The 20,828-nt window shown below is 71.0% G+C and carries 20 protein-coding genes; 3 read left to right on the forward strand and 17 right to left on the reverse strand.

What is annotated here, in order from left to right; all coding sequences use genetic code 11:
* Positions 1-2 precede the first annotated feature (2 nt).
* From AB1460_RS08140 to AB1460_RS08150, 3 genes are all read left to right on the forward strand, one after another.
* Positions 3-815 carry a FadR/GntR family transcriptional regulator gene (locus AB1460_RS08140; protein ID WP_368960092.1) on the forward strand — a complete coding sequence of 271 codons (813 nt, stop codon included), beginning with the start codon at positions 3-5 and terminating at the stop codon, positions 813-815.
* Positions 816-862: 47 nt separating this feature from the next.
* A complete protein-coding gene (locus AB1460_RS08145; protein ID WP_018637068.1) occupies positions 863-1,195 on the forward strand; it encodes a DUF4286 family protein in 333 nt (110 codons plus the stop codon).
* Between the two features lie 266 nt (positions 1,196-1,461).
* Positions 1,462-2,889 (forward strand): glycoside hydrolase family 26 protein, encoded by a 1,428-nt coding sequence (locus tag AB1460_RS08150; protein WP_368960020.1) that lies wholly within the window; start codon positions 1,462-1,464, stop codon positions 2,887-2,889.
* Positions 2,890-3,056: 167 nt separating this feature from the next.
* Here AB1460_RS08150 and fdxA read toward each other — a convergent pair whose 3' ends face one another.
* The 17 genes from fdxA to nifH all read right to left on the reverse strand — a co-directional run bounded on the left by fdxA (position 3,057) and on the right by nifH (position 20,249).
* A complete protein-coding gene (fdxA, locus tag AB1460_RS08155; protein ID WP_018637074.1) occupies positions 3,057-3,395 on the reverse strand; it encodes a ferredoxin in 339 nt (112 codons plus the stop codon).
* A 188-nt stretch (positions 3,396-3,583) separates the two neighbouring features.
* Positions 3,584-4,615, reverse strand: coding sequence for a 2-oxoacid:ferredoxin oxidoreductase subunit beta (locus AB1460_RS08160; RefSeq protein WP_368960023.1), 1,032 nt, complete (start codon positions 4,613-4,615; stop codon positions 3,584-3,586).
* The gene (locus tag AB1460_RS08165; protein ID WP_368960024.1) at positions 4,612-6,597 is read right to left on the reverse strand and encodes a 2-oxoacid:acceptor oxidoreductase subunit alpha; all 1,986 of its coding nucleotides are present in this window, start codon (positions 6,595-6,597) and stop codon (positions 4,612-4,614) included. The genes AB1460_RS08160 and AB1460_RS08165 overlap by 4 nt, the downstream gene beginning before the upstream one ends.
* A complete protein-coding gene (locus tag AB1460_RS08170; protein WP_368960025.1) occupies positions 6,551-7,783 on the reverse strand; it encodes a cysteine desulfurase family protein in 1,233 nt (410 codons plus the stop codon). Before AB1460_RS08170 ends, AB1460_RS08165 begins: the two co-directional genes overlap by 47 nt.
* Positions 7,780-8,712 carry a HesA/MoeB/ThiF family protein gene (locus AB1460_RS08175; protein ID WP_368960027.1) on the reverse strand — a complete coding sequence of 311 codons (933 nt, stop codon included), beginning with the start codon at positions 8,710-8,712 and terminating at the stop codon, positions 7,780-7,782. Before AB1460_RS08175 ends, AB1460_RS08170 begins: the two co-directional genes overlap by 4 nt.
* Positions 8,713-8,768: 56 nt before the next feature.
* The gene (locus tag AB1460_RS08180) at positions 8,769-9,389 is read right to left on the reverse strand and encodes an iron-sulfur cluster assembly accessory protein (protein WP_071085382.1); all 621 of its coding nucleotides are present in this window, start codon (positions 9,387-9,389) and stop codon (positions 8,769-8,771) included.
* Positions 9,386-11,224 (reverse strand): nitrogenase cofactor biosynthesis protein NifB, encoded by a 1,839-nt coding sequence (gene nifB, locus AB1460_RS08185; protein WP_368960028.1) that lies wholly within the window; start codon positions 11,222-11,224, stop codon positions 9,386-9,388. The genes AB1460_RS08180 and nifB overlap by 4 nt, the downstream gene beginning before the upstream one ends.
* Entirely contained in the window at positions 11,221-11,604 is a 384-nt protein-coding gene (locus AB1460_RS08190; RefSeq protein ID WP_368960030.1) for a nitrogen fixation protein NifZ, read from the reverse strand. Before AB1460_RS08190 ends, nifB begins: the two co-directional genes overlap by 4 nt.
* On the reverse strand, positions 11,601-11,981 hold the full coding sequence (gene nifW / locus AB1460_RS08195) for a nitrogenase-stabilizing/protective protein NifW (protein WP_368960031.1): 381 nt from the start codon (positions 11,979-11,981) through the stop codon (positions 11,601-11,603). Before nifW ends, AB1460_RS08190 begins: the two co-directional genes overlap by 4 nt.
* Positions 11,978-12,235 carry a CCE_0567 family metalloprotein gene (locus AB1460_RS08200; RefSeq protein WP_071085376.1) on the reverse strand — a complete coding sequence of 86 codons (258 nt, stop codon included), beginning with the start codon at positions 12,233-12,235 and terminating at the stop codon, positions 11,978-11,980. Before AB1460_RS08200 ends, nifW begins: the two co-directional genes overlap by 4 nt.
* Positions 12,225-12,692: a NifX-associated nitrogen fixation protein gene (locus AB1460_RS08205; RefSeq protein ID WP_018637084.1), complete on the reverse strand. Its 468-nt coding sequence runs from the start codon at positions 12,690-12,692 to the stop codon at positions 12,225-12,227. The genes AB1460_RS08200 and AB1460_RS08205 overlap by 11 nt, the downstream gene beginning before the upstream one ends.
* Positions 12,689-13,150 carry a nitrogen fixation protein NifX gene (gene nifX / locus AB1460_RS08210; RefSeq protein ID WP_368960034.1) on the reverse strand — a complete coding sequence of 154 codons (462 nt, stop codon included), beginning with the start codon at positions 13,148-13,150 and terminating at the stop codon, positions 12,689-12,691. The genes AB1460_RS08205 and nifX overlap by 4 nt, the downstream gene beginning before the upstream one ends.
* The gene (gene nifN, locus AB1460_RS08215) at positions 13,144-14,613 is read right to left on the reverse strand and encodes a nitrogenase iron-molybdenum cofactor biosynthesis protein NifN (RefSeq protein WP_368960035.1); all 1,470 of its coding nucleotides are present in this window, start codon (positions 14,611-14,613) and stop codon (positions 13,144-13,146) included. Before nifN ends, nifX begins: the two co-directional genes overlap by 7 nt.
* Positions 14,613-15,986 (reverse strand): nitrogenase iron-molybdenum cofactor biosynthesis protein NifE, encoded by a 1,374-nt coding sequence (gene nifE, locus AB1460_RS08220; protein ID WP_368960037.1) that lies wholly within the window; start codon positions 15,984-15,986, stop codon positions 14,613-14,615. Before nifE ends, nifN begins: the two co-directional genes overlap by 1 nt.
* 266 nt (positions 15,987-16,252) lie before the next feature.
* The gene (gene nifK, locus AB1460_RS08225) at positions 16,253-17,809 is read right to left on the reverse strand and encodes a nitrogenase molybdenum-iron protein subunit beta (protein ID WP_368960038.1); all 1,557 of its coding nucleotides are present in this window, start codon (positions 17,807-17,809) and stop codon (positions 16,253-16,255) included.
* A 65-nt stretch (positions 17,810-17,874) separates the two neighbouring features.
* Positions 17,875-19,335 (reverse strand): nitrogenase molybdenum-iron protein alpha chain, encoded by a 1,461-nt coding sequence (gene nifD / locus AB1460_RS08230; protein ID WP_368960040.1) that lies wholly within the window; start codon positions 19,333-19,335, stop codon positions 17,875-17,877.
* 44 nt (positions 19,336-19,379) lie between these two features.
* A complete protein-coding gene (gene nifH, locus AB1460_RS08235) occupies positions 19,380-20,249 on the reverse strand; it encodes a nitrogenase iron protein (protein ID WP_368960042.1) in 870 nt (289 codons plus the stop codon).
* Positions 20,250-20,828: the final 579 nt, after the last annotated feature.

Genomic DNA, 20,828 nt, shown 5'->3' on the forward strand with positions numbered 1-20,828 from the left:
AGGTGCCGACCCGCCAGGGACGAGTCTCGCAGGTCCGCATCGCCGAGACCGTCGCGTCGACGCTGCGCGGGCGCATCCTCTCCGGTGACCGTTCCGACGAGTACCAGCTGCCGACCCAGGACCAGCTCGTCCAGGAGTTCGGCGTGAGCTACCCGTCCATCCGTGAGGCCATCCGGATCCTCGAGACCGAGGGCCTCGTCACCGTGCGGCGCGGCAAGGTCGGCGGCGCCGAGGTCCACCGGCCCGACGAGTCGTCCGCCGCGTACCACCTCGGGCTCGCGTTGCAGGCCGGGCGGGTCACCCTCGGCGATCTCGCGGTCGGCCTGCAGACCTTCGAACCGCAGTGCGCCGCCCAGTGCGCCCTCGCCCCCGACCGGCAGGAGCGCATCGTCCCGGCGCTGCGGGCGAACATCGATGCCACCGCCCGGCTGGTCGGCACCGGGGGCCCCTTCACCCACGCCGCCCGCGAGTTCCACGAGCTCGTCGTCGCGCTGACTCCCAACGCGACGATCCGCCACATCGTCGGCAGCCTGGTCGCGCTGTGGTCCGCGCAGGAACGGGCCTGGGCCGACACGGCCGCGAGCCGGGGCGAGTACCCCGACCAGGTCGAGGCCGAGCAGGTCGTGCGGACCCACCGCCGCATCCTCACCGAGATCGCCGCCGGGCGCGCCGCCGCCGCCGAGCGGGTCGCCCGCGCCCATCTCGCCGCCTCGCAGGCGTATCTCCTGGACCTGTTCGACGACAGCGTGGTCACCATCACCCACGCGCGGACGGGCCACACGGGCGCCATCCCCAACCCGCTGTGGCGGGTCTGAGCCCGCCGCCAGGCGGCCGGGGGCCCGCGACACCAGGGAGGTTCCACGTGCCGAAGGGCATCCTTGTCGTGCAGACACGTCCGGTCTCGCCCGAGCGGGAGGACGAGTACAACCGGTGGTACTCCGAGGAGCACATGCCCGACATCCGGGCGATTCCGGGAATCGTCTCCGCCCGCCGGTACCGGATCCGCGACGCCGGGCAGATCACGGCCAGGCCCTCGGCCCGGGAGTACCTGGCCGTCTATGAGATCGAGGCCGACGACCTCGAGGTGCCCCTGGCGGAGATGGCCGCCCGGTCGGCCGACGGGAGAGTGCGGGAGAGCGACTCCGTCCAGACCGACCCGCCGCCGGCACTGGCCTTCTACGAACTGATCGACTGAGGCCGGAGGCGGCGGATCGCCGTGCGCGACCCGCCGCCGCGACTCGCCGCCGCGGGCCGGCCCGTCGGCATCCCACAGTGGTCAATCCTGACCCCGCCCGCGGCCCCACCCCCGGTAACAGTCCTGGCCAGCGGCCCAAGAGTGGGCGGAAGGCCGGGTGTCCCCCCGGGCGTCCCCGTAAGGAGGTTGGAAAGATGGGCCGGTGACCACCGGCGGGTGCTCGATAGGGGACATACGTGCAGCGGCACGAAGCAGGTAGCACGGCGGTGGCAGGAAGCAGCACGGACGAGGCGGATGCGCCCCGGGCCCACGACAGCGCGGCCGATGCCACGGCTCCCGGCGCCCCGGCCTCGGGCACGGAGGGGCCGGCGGCAACGTTGCCGCTGCCGGTGCCTGCCATGGAGTCCGACGACGCCCCGCCAGAGGCGGACGCGGTCAGCACCATCGGCGGGGCGGTAACAGGGACGGGCGACGAGCCGGCGCCCGTCGGCGGGCCGCGGGCCGGCGCGGAGGCCGGCGCGGGCTCCGGGAACGGCAGACGAAAGGGACGCCGGCGCGGGACCCACCGCGGCGCGACCAAGCCGACCCGGCCGCGCCGACGCCGCCGCCGGTCCATCATCGGCGCGGCGGCCGCCGGGATGGTCGTCGTCCTCGGGGTGCTCGGCCTGGTCGCCCTGGCCAGCGACGACGGCCGGCCGCAGGCACCGAAGCCGTCGACGGCGGGCCCGCGCCCGGACACCGGGCCGGTGCCGGACCCGGCCGGGCAGCCCGCCGCGCCCGAGCCGACCCCGCCGGGCCCGGCGGCACCGGGCGTCCGGTGGCCGACGGGAACGAACGCGAACCCGCCGCTGGACATCCGGGCGTGGGAGGCGTGGACGGGGCGGCCGACCGACGTCGCAACGGTCTTCACCGTCCGGAACAACTGGCAGCACATCGCCTACTCCGACTGGCCCTTCGCGGACTACCGGCCGGAGGTGTACGCAGGCCAGCTCTCCGTCGCCCAGCCGCTGTTCCCGCAGTCAGGCGACGAGCGCACCTGCGCCCGCGGCCACTACGACCAGCACTGGGCCGCGTTCGGGCAGACCCTGACCCGCAACGGGCGGCCCGACGCGATCGTGCGCCTCGGCTGGGAGTACAACGGCAACTGGTTCTGGTGGTACCCCCGCGACACCGCGACCTGGAGGACCTGCTTCCAGCACGCGGCGACCGCGATCCGCTCGACGGCCCCCGGCGTTCGCATCGAGTTCAACGTGAGCGCGCACCGGGACCGGATGCCCAACGGCGACGACGTGTGGGCCGCCTACCCCGGCGACGAGTTCGTCGACATCGTGAGCAGCGACACCTACGACTCGTACCCTCCGTCGCTGACGCCGGAGCTCTTCGAGCAGCAGTGCATCGTCCCGTCGGGCACGTGCACGGTGGCGGCGTTCGCGCGGGCGCACGGCAAGCAGTTCGCGGTGCCCGAATGGGGCCTGGTCCGGGCGGACCGGCACGGCGGCGGCGACAACCCGCTCTACATCGAGAAGATGCACGACCTGTTCGAACGCAACCGCGACATCCTCGCCTACGAGGCCTACTTCAACGCGGCCGAGGCGACGAACGTCCGATCCTCGCTCATCAACCCGCCCCTGCACCCCAACGCGGCGCAGCGCTACCTCGAACTGTTCGGCGCCACCGCCACCAACCGCGCTTGACCGTTGGACGCAGTTTCCGTAACAGCCGGTCCCGTCGACGAATCAGGCCGGCCACCGGCTGATCATCGGTGTTCCACGTAACTCGCGCGTGGCAACGATCAGCCGGTGGCGCTTTCGGCCCCGGAGAGCCACCCAACTCGGCCGTCAGAACGGCTTGAGCGAGGTACTCAGGAGGCCTCGTACTCCGCGACGAACGGGGTGTCGACGCCGACCTTGCCGACGGTCTTCGCGCCGCCGGGGTCGCCGAGCGGCTCGTCGCGGCCCGGCAGCACCTTCGAGAAGAACTCCTTCTCGCTCTTCACGAAGGGCCGCTCGGCCTTGGGAACCTCGAGGTCGAGCATGATGGCGCCGATCGGGCAGGCCGAGGCGCAGGCGCCGCACTCGGTGCACTCGTTGGGGTTGATGTAGAGCTTCCGGCCGCCTTCGTAGATGGCGTCGACCGGGCACTCGTCGAGGCAACCGGTGTCTTTGACGTCAATGCAGGGTGACGTGACGACGTAGGGCATCGGAGTTCTTCTTCCCGTCTAAGGTCCGGGTCCACGCTGCGGGCCCGGGAGGATCTCGTTTGCCTGCGGTTCGTGCAATGCCCTGGCCGGGGTCGACAGCCCTGGCCTGACCGCTGGCCGCTCCGGCCGGCGCGACGGTGCACCGGCCGGAACGCTGGTCAGCCTGGTCAGCCTTGCGCGGGTCCGGGTCAGGCCCGGGCCGGCACCGTCCAGGAGTCGTTGCCGGAGAGCAGTTCCTGCAGGTCGCCGCGCCCACCCGCGCGGGCCGTGGCCAGGGTGTTCTGCCACTGCTTGTCGAAGCTCGGGCGCTCCACCGCGCGGTACACCCCGATCGGCGCGAGGTCGGGGTCGACGTCGGCGAGCCGGGCCAGCGCGTAGCCGTAGGTCGGGCTGGTCGAGCGCGGGTTGTGCACCACGACGCCCTTCTCCGTCGAGCGGCCGAACTTCAGGTCGCCGGTCTCGGCGTCGCGCAGCACCGCCCACTGGCTGTCGGCGCCGAACAGGATCGGCGCGCCCGCCTCCAGGCGGATCGGGCCGTCGGCCGCCGAGGGCACCGACGAGTCGGCCGCCGCGGCCTTCTCCCCGGCGCTGAAGGTCGGGCAGTTCTGCCGGATCTCCACCAGCGCGGAGCCGTCGTGGGCGGCGGCGGCGGCGAGGATCTCCATCATGTGCTTGCGGTCGGTGTCGACGGTGCGGGCGACGAAGCCCGCCTCGGCACCGAGCGCCAGCGCCAGCGGGTTGAACGAGTGGTCGAGCGAGCCGAACGGGCTGGACGGGGTGACCGTGCCGGGCTTGGTCGCCGGCGAGAACTGGCCCTTGGTCAGGCCGTAGATCTGGTTGTTGAACAGCAGGATCTTGAGGTTCACGTTGCGGCGCAGCGCGTGGATCAGGTGGTTGCCACCGATCGACAGCGCGTCACCGTCACCGGTCACCACCCAGACCGACAGGTCGGGGCGGTTGATCGAAACGCCGGTCGCGATGGACGGCGCCCGGCCGTGGATGGAGTGCATGCCGTAGGTGTCCAGGTAGTACGGCAGCCGGGAGGAGCAGCCGATACCGGAGATCACCACGAAGTTCTCGCGCGGGATGCCGAGGGTCGGCATCAGGTTGCGCATGTTGTTGAGGATCGCGTGGTCACCGCAGCCGGGGCACCAGCGTGCCTCACCGGCGGAGAAGTCCTTGGCGGTGAGCTGCTTGCCAGTCGCGTCGGGGCTGGTCACTTGTCTCCCTCCGATCCGAGCTCGCTGCGGCCGACTTCGCCGGAGCCGCCGATGGCCTTGATGTCTTCCGTGGTGAGCTCGGTGCCGACGCTGGTGCCGTCGACGAGCCGGGTGAACACCGCCGCCAGCTCGACCGCCCGGAAGGGCAGGCCGCGGGTCTGGGTGTAGCCGACCGGCTCGATCTGGCAGTGCATCCGCAGCAGGCCGCCGAGCTGCCCGAGGTTCATCTCCGGGACGAGCACGGTGTCGTAGGCGGCCAGGACCGACGCGAGGTTGGCCGGCAGCGGGTTGAGGTAGCGCAGGTGCGCCTGGGCGATGGCCAGCCCCTGGTCGCGGACGAGCCGGCAGGCCGCGCCGATCGGACCGTAGGTGGAACCCCAGCCGATGACGAGCAGCTTCGCGCCGGATCCGGGCGGGCCGCTCGGGTCGTCGACCTCCAGCAGCGGGACGTCGATGCCGTCCACCTTGTTCTGGCGGGTGCGGACCATCAGGTCGTGGTTGTCGGCGTCGTGCGAGATCTCGCCGCTGCCGTCGGCCTTCTCCAGACCACCGATGCGGTGCTCCAGACCGGGGGTGCCGGGGATGGCCAGCGGGCGGGCGAGGGTGCGCGGGTCACGCTTGTACGGGTGGAACGCGGGCTTGCCGTCCTTGCCGACGCCGTTCGGCTCGGTGGCGAACTCGATGCCCAGGTCGGGCAGCTCACTGACGTCCGGCACCTTCCACGGCTCGCTGCCGTTGGCGATGTAGGAGTCGGAGAGCAGGATGACCGGGGTCCGCCGCTCGAGGGCGATCTTCGCCGCCTCGAACGCGGCGGCGAAGCAGTCCGCCGGGCTCTGTGCCGCGAGCACCGGCAGCGGGGCCTCGCCGTGCCGCCCGTAGAGGGCCTGCAGCAGGTCCGACTGCTCGGTCTTGGTCGGCAGACCGGTGGACGGGCCACCGCGCTGCACGTTGACGATGACCAGCGGCAGCTCCAGCGAGATCGCCAGGCCGATCGCCTCGCCCTTGAGCGCCATGCCCGGGCCGGAGGTGACGGTGACGCCGAGCATGCCGGCGAACGAGCCGCCGATCGCCGCGCCGATCGCCGCGATCTCGTCCTCCGCCTGGTAGGAGCGGACGTCGTGCGAGATGAGCTTGCTCAGCTCGTGCAGGACGTCGGTGGCGGGGGTGATCGGGTACGCGCCGAGGAACAGCGGCATCCCGGCCTGGTGCGCGGCGGCGACGAGGCCGAACGCGATGGCCCGGTTGCCGCGCATGTGCCGGTAGTTGCCCGGGGGCAGCGCGGCCGGCTTCACCTCGTAGGAGACCGCGAAGGCCTCGGTGGTGTCGCCGTAGTCCACGCCCGCGCGCAGCGCCGCGAGGTTGCCGGCGAGGATCTCCGGCGGCTTCTTCGCGAAGCGCTTCTCCAGGTAGGCGATCGTGCTCTCGACCGGCTGGTTGAACATCCAGGACACCAGGCCGAGCGCGAACATGTTCTTCGTGCGGGCGGCGTCCTTGCGCTTCAGGCCCAGGCCGTCGGTGGCGCCGACGGCGAGCCCGGTGAGGTCGACCGCGTGCACGATGTAGTTGCTCAGCGAGCCGTCGGTCAGCGGGTCGGAGTCGTAGCCGGCCTTCTCCAGCGAGCGCACGTTGAACGCGCCGGAGTCGACGAGCAGCACGCCGCCGGGCCGCAGGTCCTTCAGCGTGGCCTTCAGCGCCGCCGGGTTCATGGCGACGAGGACGTCGGGCTGGTCACCGGGGGTGGTGATGTCGTGGTCGGCGACGTGCAGCTGGTAGCTGGACACACCGCCGACGGTGCCTGCTGGCGCCCGGATCTCGGCGGGGAAGTCGGGCAGGGTCGCCACGTCGTTGCCGGCCTCGGCGGCCTGCGCACCGAAGCGGTCACCGGTGAGCTGCATGCCGTCGCCGGAGTCACCGGCGAACCGGATGACGACTCCCTTAAGCCGGCGTACCCGCGGGTCGGGCTGTTCGAGCTCGGTTGTCATCGCGAACCTCGTCTTGGATGGGGGTGCTCTGAGTAAGGGAGCGGACGCGCTGGACAGCGCGGGCCACCTGGTCCGCGGCGGTGCGGATCTCCTCGGGTGTCGTGGCGCGGCCCAGGCTGAAGCGCAGGCTCTCCCTGGCCTCGGCCGCGGTCCGGCCCATGGCCAGCAGGACGTGGGACGGAACATCCCCGCCGCCGCTGCAGGCCGAGCCGGCCGAGACCGCGACCTGCGGAAGGCATGCCTGGACGTCGTCGGCACCCGCGCCGACGAAGCGGAGGTTGACGGTGTTCGGCAGCCTGGCCCGCACCGGGCCGTTCAGTTCGACGGCGCCGCGGCCGAGCCGCTCGACGAGCAGCTCGGTCAGCTGCGCCACCAGCGTGCGCTGGCGCCTGCCGTCGTCCGTCATCGATGCGGCCGCGATGCGGGCGGCCGCGCCGAAGCCGGCGATCCCGGCGGTGTTGAGGGTGCCGGCCCGTCGGCCGCGTTCCTGCCCTCCCCCGTGCGCCCGCGGCGCGATGCGCGCCCAGGCGTCCCCCGACGCGACCAGCGCGCCGACGCCCTTGGGGCCGTACAGCTTGTGGGCGGACGCGACGGCCACATCGACGCCTGTCCGCTCGAGGCTGACCGGAATCCGCCCCAGGGCCTGGGTGACGTCGCTGAACAGCAGCGCGCCGGCGGAGTGCACGGGTTCGACCAGGGGCCGCAGGTCGTTCACGGCCCCGGTCTCGTTGTTGGCCGCCATCACCGCGACGAGCGCGACGTCGGGACCGAGCAGGCGGCGCAGGTCGTCGACGTCGATGGTGCCGTCGGGGTGGACGGCGATCCGCTCGGCGCGGGTGCCGGGCCCGGCCGCGGCCGCCGCGGCGGCGTCGGCGGCGCCGAGCACCGCGGGGTGCTCGGTCGCGCCGACGAGCACGCGGTGCCGGTCGGGCCCGGCGGCGGCGAGCGCCCCGCCGATCGCCAGGTTCGCCGCCTCCGTGGCTCCGGAGGTGAACACCACGTCGCGGGCACGCGCACCGGCGAGGGTGGCGACCTCCCGCCGGGCGCGCTCGACGATCCGGGTGACCTCCCGGCCCGGCCCGTGCCTGCTGGCCGGGTTGGCGAACTGGTCGGTGAACAGCGGAAGCATGACCTCGACCACGCGCGGGTCTACCGGGGTGGTCGCGTTGTGGTCGAGGTAGATCATGTGGGCTCCTCGGCACCGGCACCGGCGCCGGTGTGCTCGGCGCAGGTCGGGCAGGCGGGGTCGCGCCGCACCCGCAGCGACTGGAAGTCCATGTCCCAGAGGTCGTACTGCAGCAGCCGGCCGCTGGCCGGCTCGCCGAACCGAGCGATGATTTTGATCGCCTCGGTCGCGGCGAGGCAGCCAGCCAGGCCGGAGACGGCTCCGAGAACCGTGAACCCCAGGGGCTCCCAGGACGGGTCGCCCTCGGTGAACACGCAGCGCAGGCAGGGTGTCCCCGGCTCGACGACGAGCACGTTGCCCTCGGTGGCGTTCATCGCGGCGATGACCGCCGGGGTCCGCGACGCCACGCAGAGGTCGTTGAGCCGGTAGCGGTCGGGGAAGTTGTGGCGGGCGTCCACCACGACGTCCGCCTCGCCGACGAGCTGGCCAAGCTCGGGGAGCTCGGCCAGCTCGCGGTCGAAGGTGACGATCTCGACGCCCGGGTGGTGCGCGCGCAGAGTCTGCTCCGCGCAGGCCACCCGGGAGCCACCGATCCACTCGGGCCGCATGAGGGTCTGCCGGTTGAGGTCGGGCTCCTCCAGCGGGCCCGGATGGACCAGGACCAGCCGACCGACCCCGGCGGCGGCGAGGTAGGTCGCCGCCGCCCCGCCGACGCCGCCGATACCCGCCACCAGCACGGTCGCGCGGCGCAACCGCTCCTGCGCGGCCGGGCCGAAGCCCGGTATCCCGAGCTGGCGGTCGTAGCGGCCCGGCCGCGCCGCGGGGGCGGGCCGGTCGCCGGCGAGCTGGTCGCCGGCGGCGAACCGCTGCCGCGGCGGCGCCGTCTGGGCGCCGGTGCCGGCGGGTGGCGCCTGGCGGGCGTCGACCTGCCCGGCCGGGGCGAACCCCGGCCGGACATCGCACGGGGTGACGATCATGCTGCTTTCCATGAAGGCTCCCTGTGCTGGCGTGGTGTGGTCGGTCGGGGCGATCTGATCGCGGGAGGTCAGGAGACGAGGGCGACGCGCCCGATCTCCGGCAGGTTCTCCTTGATCCGCTTCTCGATCACCGCGGTGACGGTGGCCGAGGCGCTGGAGCACCCGTTGCAGGCACCGGTGAGGCGGATGTGCACCTCGGCGGTGCCGGGCTGCCCGTTGCCGGCGAGCACGGTGACGACCTGCACGTCGCCGCCGTCGCCCTGCAGGAACGGCCGGATCTCGGTGATGACGTCCTCGACCTGCGCGCGCAGCTGCGCGTCGGCCTCGGCCCGCTCGGGCTCGTCCGGCGTCCCGAAGCTGTTGCCGCAGCCGCAGGAGCTGGAGGCGTTCGGGTTGGTGAAGGTGAAGCCGGAGGAGGTCAGCGACTCCACGTAGTCGATCCGCAGACCGCGGAGGTGACCGATCATCGAGTTGTGGATGAAGACGTCGAAGCCGTCCTCGTTGATGACGATGTCGTCGTTCTCCGCGCTCGGCGTCAGCGCCAGGGCGTAGGTGAAGCCGGAGCACCCGCCCGGGTTCACGCCGACCCGCAGGCCGAAACCGGCCGTCTCGGCGCTGCCGCCGATCAGGGAGCGCACCTGCTGGCGGGCCCGCTCGGTCAGTTCGATGGTGCTCGGGGCGAGGGTCATGACCGGGCTACCTCCAGGTCGGCGCCGTCGGTGTGGGCGCTGTCGGTGCGAGAGCTGTCGGTGCGGCAGCCGTCGGTACGGGAGCCGCCCGCGTGGTCGGCACCATGGCCGGAGCAGTCACCGCCCCGGCCTCCCTTCCCGGCGCCAGCTCCGGAGCAGGAGCCGGCGCCGGGCCGGACGTGGACCGCGAACGCGAACGGGTCCTCGTCCATCAGGTCCGGGTCGAGCAGGTCGACGTCGACCAGCTCGCCACCGCGAACCTCAAGGTCCAGCTCAGCGGCGACGTCGGTCGGGGAAGTACCGGCGTCGCCGGAGCCGTCTGTGGGGGCGGCCGCGGCGCGCGCCGCCGTGATGCGGGCGCCGGCCGCGGCAACAGCCGTCTCGATCAGTTCGTAGACCTCGATCGGCTCGATGCCGGCGTCCTCCAGCGCGTCGTACGGGCCCGGGCCGATCTTGCTGCACAGGACGGCGGCGCAGTCGGAGAGCATCGCGATGGTCTTGTCGAGCACCGAGGCGCCGTCACCGCATTCGGACGGGCCCTCGCAGTAGCGCTGGACGTCACGGGTCTGGACGAGGCTGGCCCAGTTGCGCCCGGCCTCGTAGATCCAGAACTCGCTGGCGTGCCCGAAGTGCTGGTTCACCACGCCGCTGCCCTTGGTGGCGACGGCGACCAGGACGGTGTCGTCCGGCTTCGGGCCGCTGTCGGTGATGCGCAGCGTCTCGCGCTCGGTACGGTTCTCCGCGCGCGACCGCTCGATCTCGGCGTGCACGGCCTGCCGGCCGGCGAGGTCGTAGGCGATCTCGCGGCCCTGGTAGGTGTCCGGGGTGAACTCGTCGCCGCGGTCCTCGCCCAGCATGCCGACCGCGTCGGCCCGGCACTGCCGGCAGTGCCGCATCATGTTCATGTCGGCGCCGTCGACACCCGCGCAGCTGTCCTGCAGGGCCTTGAGCTCCTGGGCGGTGGGGCCGCGCTGGCCGGCCAGACCGAAGACGGTGCCGTGCTCCGGCGCCGAGACCAGTGGCATCACGTTGTGCAGGAAGGCGCCGAGCCCGCGGACGGTCTGCGAGACCTCGACGAGGTGCTCGTCGTTGACCCCGGGGATCAGCACCGAGTTGACCTTGGCGAGGATCTTGCGCTCGGCGAGCATCGCGAGCCCCTCGAGCTGGCGCTCGGAGAGGATCTTCGACGCCTCCCGCCCGGTGTACTTCTTCCCCTTGTAGGCGACCCAGGGGTAGATCCGCTCGCCGACCTCGGGGTCGATCATGTTGATCGTGATCGTGACGTGGTCGACGTTCAGGTCGGCGATGCGGTCGACGTGGTCGGGCAGGGTGAGCCCGTTCGTCGACAGGCACAGCTTGATGTCCGGGCAGTCCCGCGCGACCAGTTCCAGGGTGCGGAAGGTCCGCTTCGGGTTGGCCAGCGGGTCGCCCGGGCCGGCGATGCCGAGCACGCTCATCTGCTTGATCTCGCTGGCGACCAGCTTGACCTTGGCGAGGGCGTCCTCGGGGGTGAGCAGGTCGCTGGTGACGCCGGGCCGGCTCTCGTTCGCGCAGTCGTACTTGCGGTTGCAGTAGTTGCACTGGATGTTGCAGCCGGGCGCCACGGCGACGTGCATCCGGGCGTAGAACTGGTGCGCCTCGGCGCTGTAACAGGGGTGGTTGGCGATCTTCTCGGCGATCTCCGGGTCGGTCGCCGGAGCGCTGCTGCCGCAGCTCGTCTTCGACGCGCAGCCGCCTCCGAGCGCCGCCGCGGCGGCGGACGTGGCGGACTGGCTGGGCACAGGCGCCGCCGGCGCGGTGGACAGCACCGGGAGCGCGACGGGCTCGCTGGTCACGACAGCCCCTCCTCCTCGTCGGTGGTCCCGCTGGTCACGGCGGCGCTGCTGTCAGCCGCGGAACTCGTGGCATGGACGGCTTCCCCGTGGCGGGGCTCACCGTCCCGGTCATGGACGTCGCCGCCGGACGCGGATCCGCGGGGGTCCCGGGGCGCGGCCTCGAGCTCGCGCTCGAGAGCGCCGACGACCCTCCCGTTCTCGAACGCGACGGCGTAGACGACGTGCTCCTGCAGGTAGAGACCGACGTTGATGACCTCGCCGCGGGTCCCCGGCTCGACCAGGATCTGGCCGGTGGCGATGTCCGGGTCCGGGAAGGTCCCGTCCTGGCGCAGCGCCTTGGTGGTCGCGACAACATCTCCGACATCGAAGGCGGACCTCATCGGCTCTGCTCCTTCCCCTCTGGTCCCGCGGCTGCGGAGTGCTCGATCGTGATCGCGGACATCGGGACGAAGGCGGTGGGTTCCGGCGCGCGGTCCTTGAGGACCTTGAAGAGCCGGTGGTCCAGGGCCGTCGCCGTCGTGAAGGCCTCGTAGGCGCGGATGAGCGCGGCGCGGTAGTCGCGCAGCAGCTCCTCCGGCGCCGGCGACCCGGCCGCGTCGCCGTGCAGGGTGGCGATCTCGTCGGCGAAGTAGCGCAGGATGTGCAGCCGGTTCACGGCCACCACCCGCGGGTCGTAGTCGACGTCGAGCAGTTCGAAGTACTGCTCGGCGGTCGAGCAGCGGCGGAACTCGGCGAGCTGGCTGGCTGAGGTGGTCACTGCCCCGCCCCCTTCGTCGCGCCGTTCGTCGCGCCGTTCCCAGTGCTGGCGCGCAGTTCGCCTTCCAGCAGCGCGATCTCGGCGTAGGCGTCGTAGGTCCGGCGGGCGAGGTCGAGGATGTTCTCCCAGCCGAGCGGCAGCTCCTCGGAAAGGTCGTGCAGGTCGAGCTTCAGCTGGGATGCTTTGCTGTTCAGCTTGCGCAGCCGGGTCTGCACGGCGGCCGCGTCGGTTCCGGTGCTCGTCTCAGGAGTCATCGCGGGCGACCTCCTTCCACTGGTCGACGTGCTTGACGGCGGCGGTGACGAAGGCCTCGCCGCGGGCGCCGAGGTCCTCCAGGGTGTTGAACCCGAAGCGCTGGACGTCCCGCAGGACGTCGGAGAGCACCACGAGCCGGCCGGCGAAGATGACCACCCGCCCGAAGCCCTCGTGGTTGAGGTCGAGAACGGTCGTCGTGACAGCGCCGGTCGCCTTCTCGATCGAGGCGGCGACCGCCTGGTAGAAGGACCGCACCCGCCCTTCGACCAAAGCGTCGATGTCGCAGGCGATGGCGATCTGGCGCCGCTGCTCCCTGGTCAGGACGAACGGGCTGAGCAGGGCCTCGTCGGGGAGCCGGTCGAGGTTGCCGTAGGTGTCGCCGGCGCGGAGCTGGTCGACGAGGTCCCGCAGGAACCCCTCGGCCTTTGCGCCTGCCGCGTCTGCCGGTGCGGTCATGCCGTTCCTCCCATGGTCGTCGAGGTCGACGTGGCCGAATCCGACGGGGACGACCCGGAGGCGACCGGGGTCCAGGCGGGAACTTCCTGCGGGACGTGCGCCCGCAGGATCTTGCGCAGCCACGGTGGCGGGCTGCCGGCGAGCACGTCGACGAACTTGGTGAGCAGGCCGTCGATCGGGGTGCCCTTCGGGACCTTCATCGGATGGATGCGGGCCTTGATGACCTTCGCCGCCGCGGTCCCGCCGATGTCGGAGACGTTGAGGATCGCGCAGTCGGTCACGGCGGCGAGCCGCGAGGCGATCTTGTCCTCCTCGTCGTCCTCCGCGGGCCCGAGCTCCCTGGTCTCGAACAGGCGGTAGCCCTCGGGGCCGACCTCGTACACGTCGAACCGGCGGCACCAGCCGAAGTGCTGGTCGACGGCGCTGCCGTCACCGGTCGCGAAGGCGATCTTCAACATGAGGGCTCCTGGCACAGAACGTCGAGCTCGTCGAACGGGTCGATCCGGTGCTGGCTGACGTCTCGGCCCTGCGTGTGGTGGTCCCGGTGCGGGTCCATCCGGTGGTCCGCGTCGTGGTGGTGGTCGAGCAGTCGGTTCGCGGCGTCCACGAGGAGCCGCAGGCTGCCGGCGTACCCGGCGGTCGTGCGCAGGGTGGCGCCCAGCCGGTCGTAGATCGGGAAACCGACGGGCAGGTGCGGGGCACCGATGCGGTCGGCGACGGCCCGCACGTGGCTGGACCCGATGAGCAGCTCCGCGCCGCCGTCCACGGCACGTTCCTCGAGGTCGATCAGATCGCCGATGACGATCTCGTCCCAGGGTGCCGTGGCCAGGACGGGGGCGTCCGTCGGGGAGACGGCCGCGACGATCTCGGCGCCCACGTCGTGCAGCAGCGAGCCGACGGCGACCAGGGCCTCCGGCTCCATCGCCAGCGCGATCCGGGCCCCACCGAGGCCGAAGTGGCTGTCGAGCAGCCCGTCGGCGAGCCGGGCGCGGGCCCGGCGCACCTCGTGGGTGGGCCCGCGCCCCGACCGGGCCATCAGCTCGGTGACCAGGGCGTCCACCGCCCGCAGCCCGCTGAGGTGGTCGAAGTGCACGAGATCGGCGTCGGTGCGGGCAGCCAGGTCGACGCCGGCCCCGGCCGCGGTGGCCCCGATGGTGATCACCAGCCCGGCGCGGTCGAGGCGGCGCAGCGCGGCCAGGCCCGTGCCGCCGGTCGTCGTCGGCTGCCAGGACGGCGCGAGGTGCCCGTCGAGCGAGCCGGACAGATCCGGCACGAGTACCGGGGCCAGCCCGAACCCGCGGATCAGGGCGCCGAGCTCGTCGAGGTCCGCCGCCGTCAGCGACGGGCCGACGAGCACCGCGACCGTGTCCTCACCGCTGCTGCCGCCGCTGCCGCGGCCGCTGCCGCGCCTGGCGTCGTCCGCGTCGGGCCCGTCGAACGGGACCGCGCTGACCAGCGCCCGCAGGGCCGCCGACCATCCGTCGGACAGACCGCCGAGGAAGTCGGGGGTCGACACCCGCACGATCAGCGGTGCGCCCTCGGGGGTGGTGTGCTCCATCATCGCGATGTACTGGCGCATCTGGCCCGCGACGTCCTCGCCGCTGACCTCGGTGACTCCGGTGGTCAGCAGCCCGATGATCTCGGGGCGCTGCTTGGCGCGGATCGCGTCGAGGTGTACGACGAGCTCCTCGCCGCTGCCGAGGACCGCGGTGACCTCGGTGATGCCGGTGGTCTGCAGCGGGATCGGCTCGTTGAAGTGCCGGGTCAGCAACGCCTTGGCGAACGAGGCGCAGCCCTTGGAGCCGTGCATCACCGGCATCGCGCCGGCCAGGCCGAGGAAGACGAGCGCGCCGCCGAGCGGCTGGCTGAACTTCAGCGGGTCCAGCCCGGCCCGCCGGGTGGTCGTGACGACCCGGGCCATCACGCCACCCCCGCCGGGTCCCAGGGCGCGGGCGCGCGGACCTGCTCCCACACCGGGTTGGTGATGGCCAGGTCGAGGCGCCGGGCCAGCTCCACCGCACCGCGGTAGCCCGCGTAGGGGATGTGGCGCTCCTGGTTGATGTCGAGGAAGGGCAGCCGGCCCTTCAGCGCCGTGTACTGGTTGCGGCCGCCGGCGACGAGGATGTCCGCGCGGGTCTCCTCGGCGATGCGCAGCAGCTCGCGTGGGCTGCCCTCAGTGACGATCTTCGCGTCCGGGCCGAGCAGCTCCTGGATCTTCTCGACGTCCCCGTCGGAGCTCTTGGTGATGCCGTTCGCGACGACCTCGACGCCCAGGTCCTGCAGCGCGGAGACGATCGACCAGCTCTTGACCCCGCCGGTGTAGAGGACGGCGCGCTTGCCGGCGAGCCGCTCCCGGTAGGGCTCCAGGGCCAGGTCGACGGCGGTCTGCTCCAGCTCGATGAGCTCCTCGGCGCGCTCGGCGAGCTCGCCGCCGCCCAGCAGCCGGGCGAACTGGCGCAGGGTGTCGTTCATCGCCCGGACGCCGTAGAAGCTCCCCTCGAACCAGGGGATGCCGTACTGCTCCTCCAGCCCGCGGGCGAGCCCGAGCAGGGCCCGGGAGCAGACGACCATCGTCGCGCGGGCCCGGTGGGCGGCGGCGACGTCGGCGTACCGGGCGTCCCCGCTGATGCAGGCCCGGACCCGCAGGCCCAGCTTCGACAGCGTGGGCAGGACGTCCCACAGCTCGCCGGCGATGTTGTACTCACCGACGAGGTTGATGTCCAGGTCGGTCACGTCGGGCGGTTCGACCGTCCCGATGACGTGCTCGAGCAGGGCCTCCCCGGCGAGCTTGTTGCCGAGGTTCTTGTTGCCGACGAATCCCGGCGCGTGCACCGGGATGACCGGCACGCCCGTGTGGGTGGCGGCCGCGGCGCACACCGCGTCGAGATCGTCGCCGATCATCGCGGTGACACAGGTCGAGTAGACGAAGACGGCCGGCGGCCGGTGCCGTTCGACGGCCTCGATGATGGTGTCGAACAGGCGCTGCTCGCCGCCGAAGATGACGTCCTGCTCGCCGACGTCGCTGGTGAAACCGCGCCGGTAGAGGTCGGGTCCTGACGACAGGCTTCCCCGCCCGTCCCAGGAGTTTCCGGCGCAGGCGATCGGGCCGTGCACGACGTGGGCGCTGTCCACGATCGGAACCAGGGTGATCAACGCGCCGTCGAAGGTGCAGCCTCCGCTGGTACCGCCAGGCGTCGGCTTGGGGCAGCCGGCCTTGCGCTCCTTGGCGGACTTGTCGCGGTTGTGGTCACAGGCCGGTTCGGTGAAAAGCGTTGCGCGGTCAGTGGCGGCCATGGCGATCTCTCCGCTTGGGGAGGGGCGTTCCCTCGGTGAGCTGGGTGAGTGGCCGTTCGCCGGAGGTTGTGGCCGGCCGGCTGGGGCCCCGGCCCGGCAACGGGCGGGGCGTCGGCCGCACGCGACGCGGGGGGCGCGGTCCCAGCGCGCGGGCCGGGGCCCCGACCGAGCGGGGGTGTGGGGCCACCAGCCGACCGACCACCGGGAAGGCCGTGCGTTCCGTCCGGGGGATGCCGGATGCTCAGGAGGCATCCCCCGGGCGGGACTCAGCGCACGGCGTCGAAGCTATGGTCAGGGCTGGTGCGGTCCAGCTCGTCCAGCACGGTGTTGACCAGCTGGGTGAGCAGGTGCAGCCCGCCCTCGTATCCCACGATCGGGAAGCGGTGCAGGTGGTGCCGGTCGAAGATCGGGAACCCGACCCGCACCAGCGGGACGTTCGCCTCCCGGGAGATGTACTTCAGGTAGGTGCTGCCGATGAGCAGGTCGACCGGCTCGGTGAAGACCAGCGACCGCAGGTGCCACAGGTCCTTCTCCGGCCAGACGGTGGCCGCGTCGCCGAACTTGCTCGCCGCCAGCACCTTCTCCATGCGGGGCTTGAAGTCCTTGTCGGCGTTCGTGCTCAGCAGGTGCACCGGGACCATGCCGAGCTCGAGCACGAACCGGGTCAGGGCGATGACCAGGTCGGGGTCGCCCGCGATGGCGACCCGCTTGCCGTGGAGGTAGGCGTGCGAGTCGGTCAGGGCGTCGACCAGCCGGCCGCGCTCGACGGTGAGCTCGGCCGGGATCTCCAGGCCGGTGAGCCGGGCGATCTCGGTCAGGAACTGGTCGGTGCCGCGGACCCCGATCGGGGTCTCCAGCACGACCGTGTCCTGCTTCCACACTTCCCTGATCAGCTCGACCGTCTTGCGGGTGGTCGTCGTCTGCAGGGCCACCGTGGCACGGCTGAACTTGGCCGTGGCGGCGTCCGCGAGGCGCGTGCCACCGGGGTAGAGCTCGTACTCGCCGGTGGCCGGCGAGTCGAGCGCGGCGGAGTGGTCGCCGAGGATCAGGGGGTCGACCCCCATCAGCTCGAGCATCCGCCGGTACTCGCGCAGGTTGCCGATGTAGGTCTCGAAACCGGGGATGATGCTCAGCCGAGGCTTCCCACCGGTCTCCGGCTCCTTGGCGTCCGGAGTCTTCGTCAGGTTCTCCAGAATGCCCTTGAGCATGCTGTCGTACCCGGTCAGGTGCGATCCCACGAAACTCGGCGTGTGGGCGTACGGCACCGGGTAGTCCTGCGGGATCACCTCCTGCTCCTTCGCCGCGCCGATGTAGGCGAAGAGGTCCTCGCCGATGACCTCGGCCATGCAGGTGGTGCTGAGCGCGACCATCTTCGGCTTGTAGAGCGCGTTGGCGTTACCCAGCGCCTCGACGAGGTTGCTGAGACCGCCGAAGACCGCGGCGTCCTCGGTCATGGACGTGGAGGCCGCCGGGACGGGCTCCTTGAAGTGCCGGGCGAAGTGGCTGCGGAAGTACGCAACGCAGCCCTGCGACCCGTGCACGATGGGCAGCGTGCCCTCGAACCCGAGGCCCGCGAGCACCGCGCCGAGCGGCTGGCAGGCCTTGGCCGGGTTGACGGTCAGCGCCTCCCGGGCGAAGTTCTTCTCCCGGTACTCCCAGCCGCGGGTCCACTCCAGAACCCGGGTGACCTCGGCGGCGTCGCTGCCGTTCTCGAACTCGCCCTTGCCCTCGAACTGCTTCTGGTAGACCTCGTCCTTGAACAGCTCGCTGTGGTCGAGGACCTTCAGCGGTATGTGACTACCTGTCTCGGGAGTTGTCGTCACCGGACATCCTCCTTTCTACCGTGACTGATGACCACCGGCGGTCGCCGGCGGAGCCGATCTTCGGGTCAGAAGACCTCTCCAGCCTTGGACCAGGGGGTCTCCATGAGGTCCCAGGTCGGGCTGTTGATCGCGATGTCCATGTCGCGGGCGAAGACCGCGAAGCCGTCCACGCCGTGGTACGGCCCGGAGTAGTCCCAGGAGTGCATCTGGCGGAAGGGGATGCCCATCTTGTGGAAGACGTACTTCTCCTTGACGCCCGCACCCATGAGGTCCGGCTTCATCCGCTTGGCGAACTCCTCCAGCTCGAACGCCGTCGGGTCGTCGTAGAGAACGACGCCTTCCTTGAGCTCGGCGTACGTGCGGGTGTAGTCGTCCTTGTGCGCGAACTCGTAACCGGTGCCGACGACCTCCATGCCGAGGTCCTCGTAGGCGCCGATCGTGTGGCGGGGGCGCAGACCGCCGACGGCGAGCATGACGCGCTTGCCGTCGAGGCGCGGCTTGAACGCGGCCGTGATCTCGTCGAAGCGCTTCTGGTAACGCGCGATCGCGGCCTCGGTCTTCGCCTGGATCGTCTCGTCGAACTTGGCCGCGATGGCCCGCATCGAGGTGACGATCTTCGTCGGGCCGAAGAAGTTGAACTCGATCCACGGAGTGCCGTAACGCTCCTCCATGGTGGTGCAGATGTAGTTCATGGAGCGGTAGCAGTGGATCAGGTTCAGCTTCGACAGGTGCGTCGAGGCCATCTCGTTCAGCGTGCCGTCGCCGGACCACTGCGCGATGACCCGCAGGCCCATGTCCTCGAGAATCCGCCGCGAGGCCCAGGCGTCGCCGCCGATGTTGTAGTCGCCGATGAGCGCGACGTCGTACGGGGTCTCCTGGAACGACTCGCCACCGGTGCCGAGCACGTGGTCACGGACGGCGTCGTTGGCGATGTGGTGCCCCAGGGACTGGGAGACACCGCGGAAGCCCTCGCAGCGGACCGGGATGACCGGCTTCTCGAGCTTCTTCGTCGCGGTGCGGGCCACGGCCTCGATGTCGTCGCCGATCAGACCGATCGGGCACTCGGACTGAATCGACATGCCCTTGGCCAGCGGGAACAGCTCGTTGATCTCGTCGCAGACCTTCTCCAGCTTGGGGTCACCGCCGAAGACGATGTCCTTCTCCTGGAAGTCCGTGGTGATCTGCATCGCGGCGAAGTTGGTGACACCCCAGGGACCGCGGGCGTAGTTACGCCGGGTGGCCCAGGAGTACTGGCCGCAGCCGACGGGGCCGTGGCTGATGGTGACCAGGTCCTTCACCGGACCCCACACCACGCCCTTGGAGCCGGCGTAGGCGCACCCGCGGATCGTCATGACCCCGGGGCGGGACTTGATGTTGGACTTGACCTCGCACTCCTTCGACCCCTCGGGGTCGTTGGCCTTGATGTGCTTGGCCCGGAACTTGGCCGCCTTCGCGGGGTAGTGCGACAGGACTTCGGCGATCATCGCCTCGGTCTCGGCCCGCGGCGGGGTCGGCGTCGTCGTCATGATCGGGACCTCATCCTCGACGGTTTCAGAGCCGGTGATCGGAGTCAGGCGATGGTCGCGTCGGCCTTCTTGCCGATGACGCTCTCGTCTTCCTGCGCCATGATCCCGAACTCGATGAGGAGCTCCTCGAGCTCGTCCATGGTGATCGGAGTCGGGATGGTCTTCATCTCGTTCTCGTCGATCTTCTTGGCCAGCGCGCGGTACTCGTCGGCCTGCGCGTTCTTCTCGTCGTACTCGATGACCGTCATCCGGCGGAGCTCGGCGTGCTGCACGACGTTGTTACGCGGGATGAAGTGGATCATCTGGGTGTTGAGACGGCGGGCGAGCTCCATGATCAGCTCGTCCTCGCGGTCGGTCTTGCGGCTGTTGCAGATGAGGCCACCGAGGCGGACGCCACCGGAGTGCGCGTACTTGAGGATGCCGCGGGCGATGTTGTTCGCCGCGTACATCGCCATCATCTCGCCGGAGGTCACGATGTAGATCTCCTGGGCCTTGCCCTGGCGGATCGGCATCGCGAAGCCACCGCAGACAACGTCACCGAGGACGTCGTAGGTGACGAAGTCGAGGTTCTCGTAGGCGCCGGCCTCCTCCAGGTACGTGATGGAGGTGATGACACCGCGGCCGGCGCAGCCGACACCCGGCTCCGGGCCACCGGACTCGACGCACTTGATGCCCCACTGGCCCTCGACCAGGACCTCGTCGAGCTCCAGGTCCTCGACGGAACCCTTCTCGGCAGCGAGCTGGATGACCGAGGTCTGGGCCTTCGAGTGCAGGATGAGGCGGGTCGAGTCAGCCTTGGGGTCGCAGCCGACGATCATGACCCGACGGCCCATCTCGGCCATGGCAGCCATGGTGTTCTGCTGGGTGGTGGACTTGCCGATACCACCCTTGCCGTAGAACGCGATCTGGCGCATTGCTTTCTCCTCCTGGAGCCTGGGTACGCATGCGCGGTTTCGCACAGTGCGTCCCGCGGGCCGGATATCGGTCGCGGTCGTGGCCCCGGACCGAATGGGCGTTGGTAGCTCGTCCGCCCGGCTTGCCGCGATGTCTAGGAACCGTAGGAGGGATTCATTTCGGAAGCATGTACGTCGGTAACTGCCCCGTTAACATGAAATCGAGCCTCTGGCCTGCGAGAAGAACTCCCAGGAAAGCACGTAGAAAAATCCACGGGAAAAGCCTGAGGAAAAATTTTTCCCGCCGGCCCCGAAGGAGGCCGCGACCTGCACGTGCGGCGGCACGGGCCTTGGCAGAAGTGCCGGCACACGACTCGCCGGGGATCCCCGCACGGTGCCGGATCCGGTTTCCCCCGGATCAGCGCCCCGTTAACCGGGAGTATCCTCGCTGGTGACCGCCCCGGATATGCCGGCCGCGATATGACGTGAAACACAGAACTACGGAGCGAAGATATCTGCCTACCACCGCATCTGCGTCAACCTGAACCGACGGCATCCGCATTTGCGGAACTCTATCACCGACCAAGCCGTGTTCGCGGT

Source organism: Parafrankia sp. FMc2, from assembly GCF_041008525.1.
Taxonomy (GTDB): domain Bacteria; phylum Actinomycetota; class Actinomycetes; order Frankiales; family Frankiaceae; genus Parafrankia.

What these genes read in the sequence shown, in the direction of transcription:
- nifX (WP_368960034.1), bottom strand. Translation starts at nt 13,150, where the DNA reads ATGTTGAAGATCGCCTTCGCGACCGGTGACGGCAGCGCCGTCGACCAG.
- AB1460_RS08170 (WP_368960025.1), bottom strand. Translation starts at nt 7,783, where the DNA reads ATGATCTACCTCGACCACAACGCGACCACCCCGGTAGACCCGCGCGTG.
- nifD (WP_368960040.1), bottom strand. Translation starts at nt 19,335, where the DNA reads ATGACGACGACGCCGACCCCGCCGCGGGCCGAGACCGAGGCGATGATC.
- AB1460_RS08200 (WP_071085376.1), bottom strand. Translation starts at nt 12,235, where the DNA reads ATGACTCCTGAGACGAGCACCGGAACCGACGCGGCCGCCGTGCAGACC.
- AB1460_RS08190 (WP_368960030.1), bottom strand. Translation starts at nt 11,604, where the DNA reads ATGAGGTCCGCCTTCGATGTCGGAGATGTTGTCGCGACCACCAAGGCG.
- AB1460_RS08180 (WP_071085382.1), bottom strand. Translation starts at nt 9,389, where the DNA reads ATGACCCTCGCCCCGAGCACCATCGAACTGACCGAGCGGGCCCGCCAG.
- nifE (WP_368960037.1), bottom strand. Translation starts at nt 15,986, where the DNA reads ATGGCCGCCACTGACCGCGCAACGCTTTTCACCGAACCGGCCTGTGAC.
- nifN (WP_368960035.1), bottom strand. Translation starts at nt 14,613, where the DNA reads ATGGCCCGGGTCGTCACGACCACCCGGCGGGCCGGGCTGGACCCGCTG.
- nifH (WP_368960042.1), bottom strand. Translation starts at nt 20,249, where the DNA reads ATGCGCCAGATCGCGTTCTACGGCAAGGGTGGTATCGGCAAGTCCACC.
- AB1460_RS08205 (WP_018637084.1), bottom strand. Translation starts at nt 12,692, where the DNA reads ATGACCGCACCGGCAGACGCGGCAGGCGCAAAGGCCGAGGGGTTCCTG.
- AB1460_RS08175 (WP_368960027.1), bottom strand. Translation starts at nt 8,712, where the DNA reads ATGGAAAGCAGCATGATCGTCACCCCGTGCGATGTCCGGCCGGGGTTC.
- fdxA (WP_018637074.1), bottom strand. Translation starts at nt 3,395, where the DNA reads ATGCCCTACGTCGTCACGTCACCCTGCATTGACGTCAAAGACACCGGT.
- AB1460_RS08165 (WP_368960024.1), bottom strand. Translation starts at nt 6,597, where the DNA reads ATGACAACCGAGCTCGAACAGCCCGACCCGCGGGTACGCCGGCTTAAG.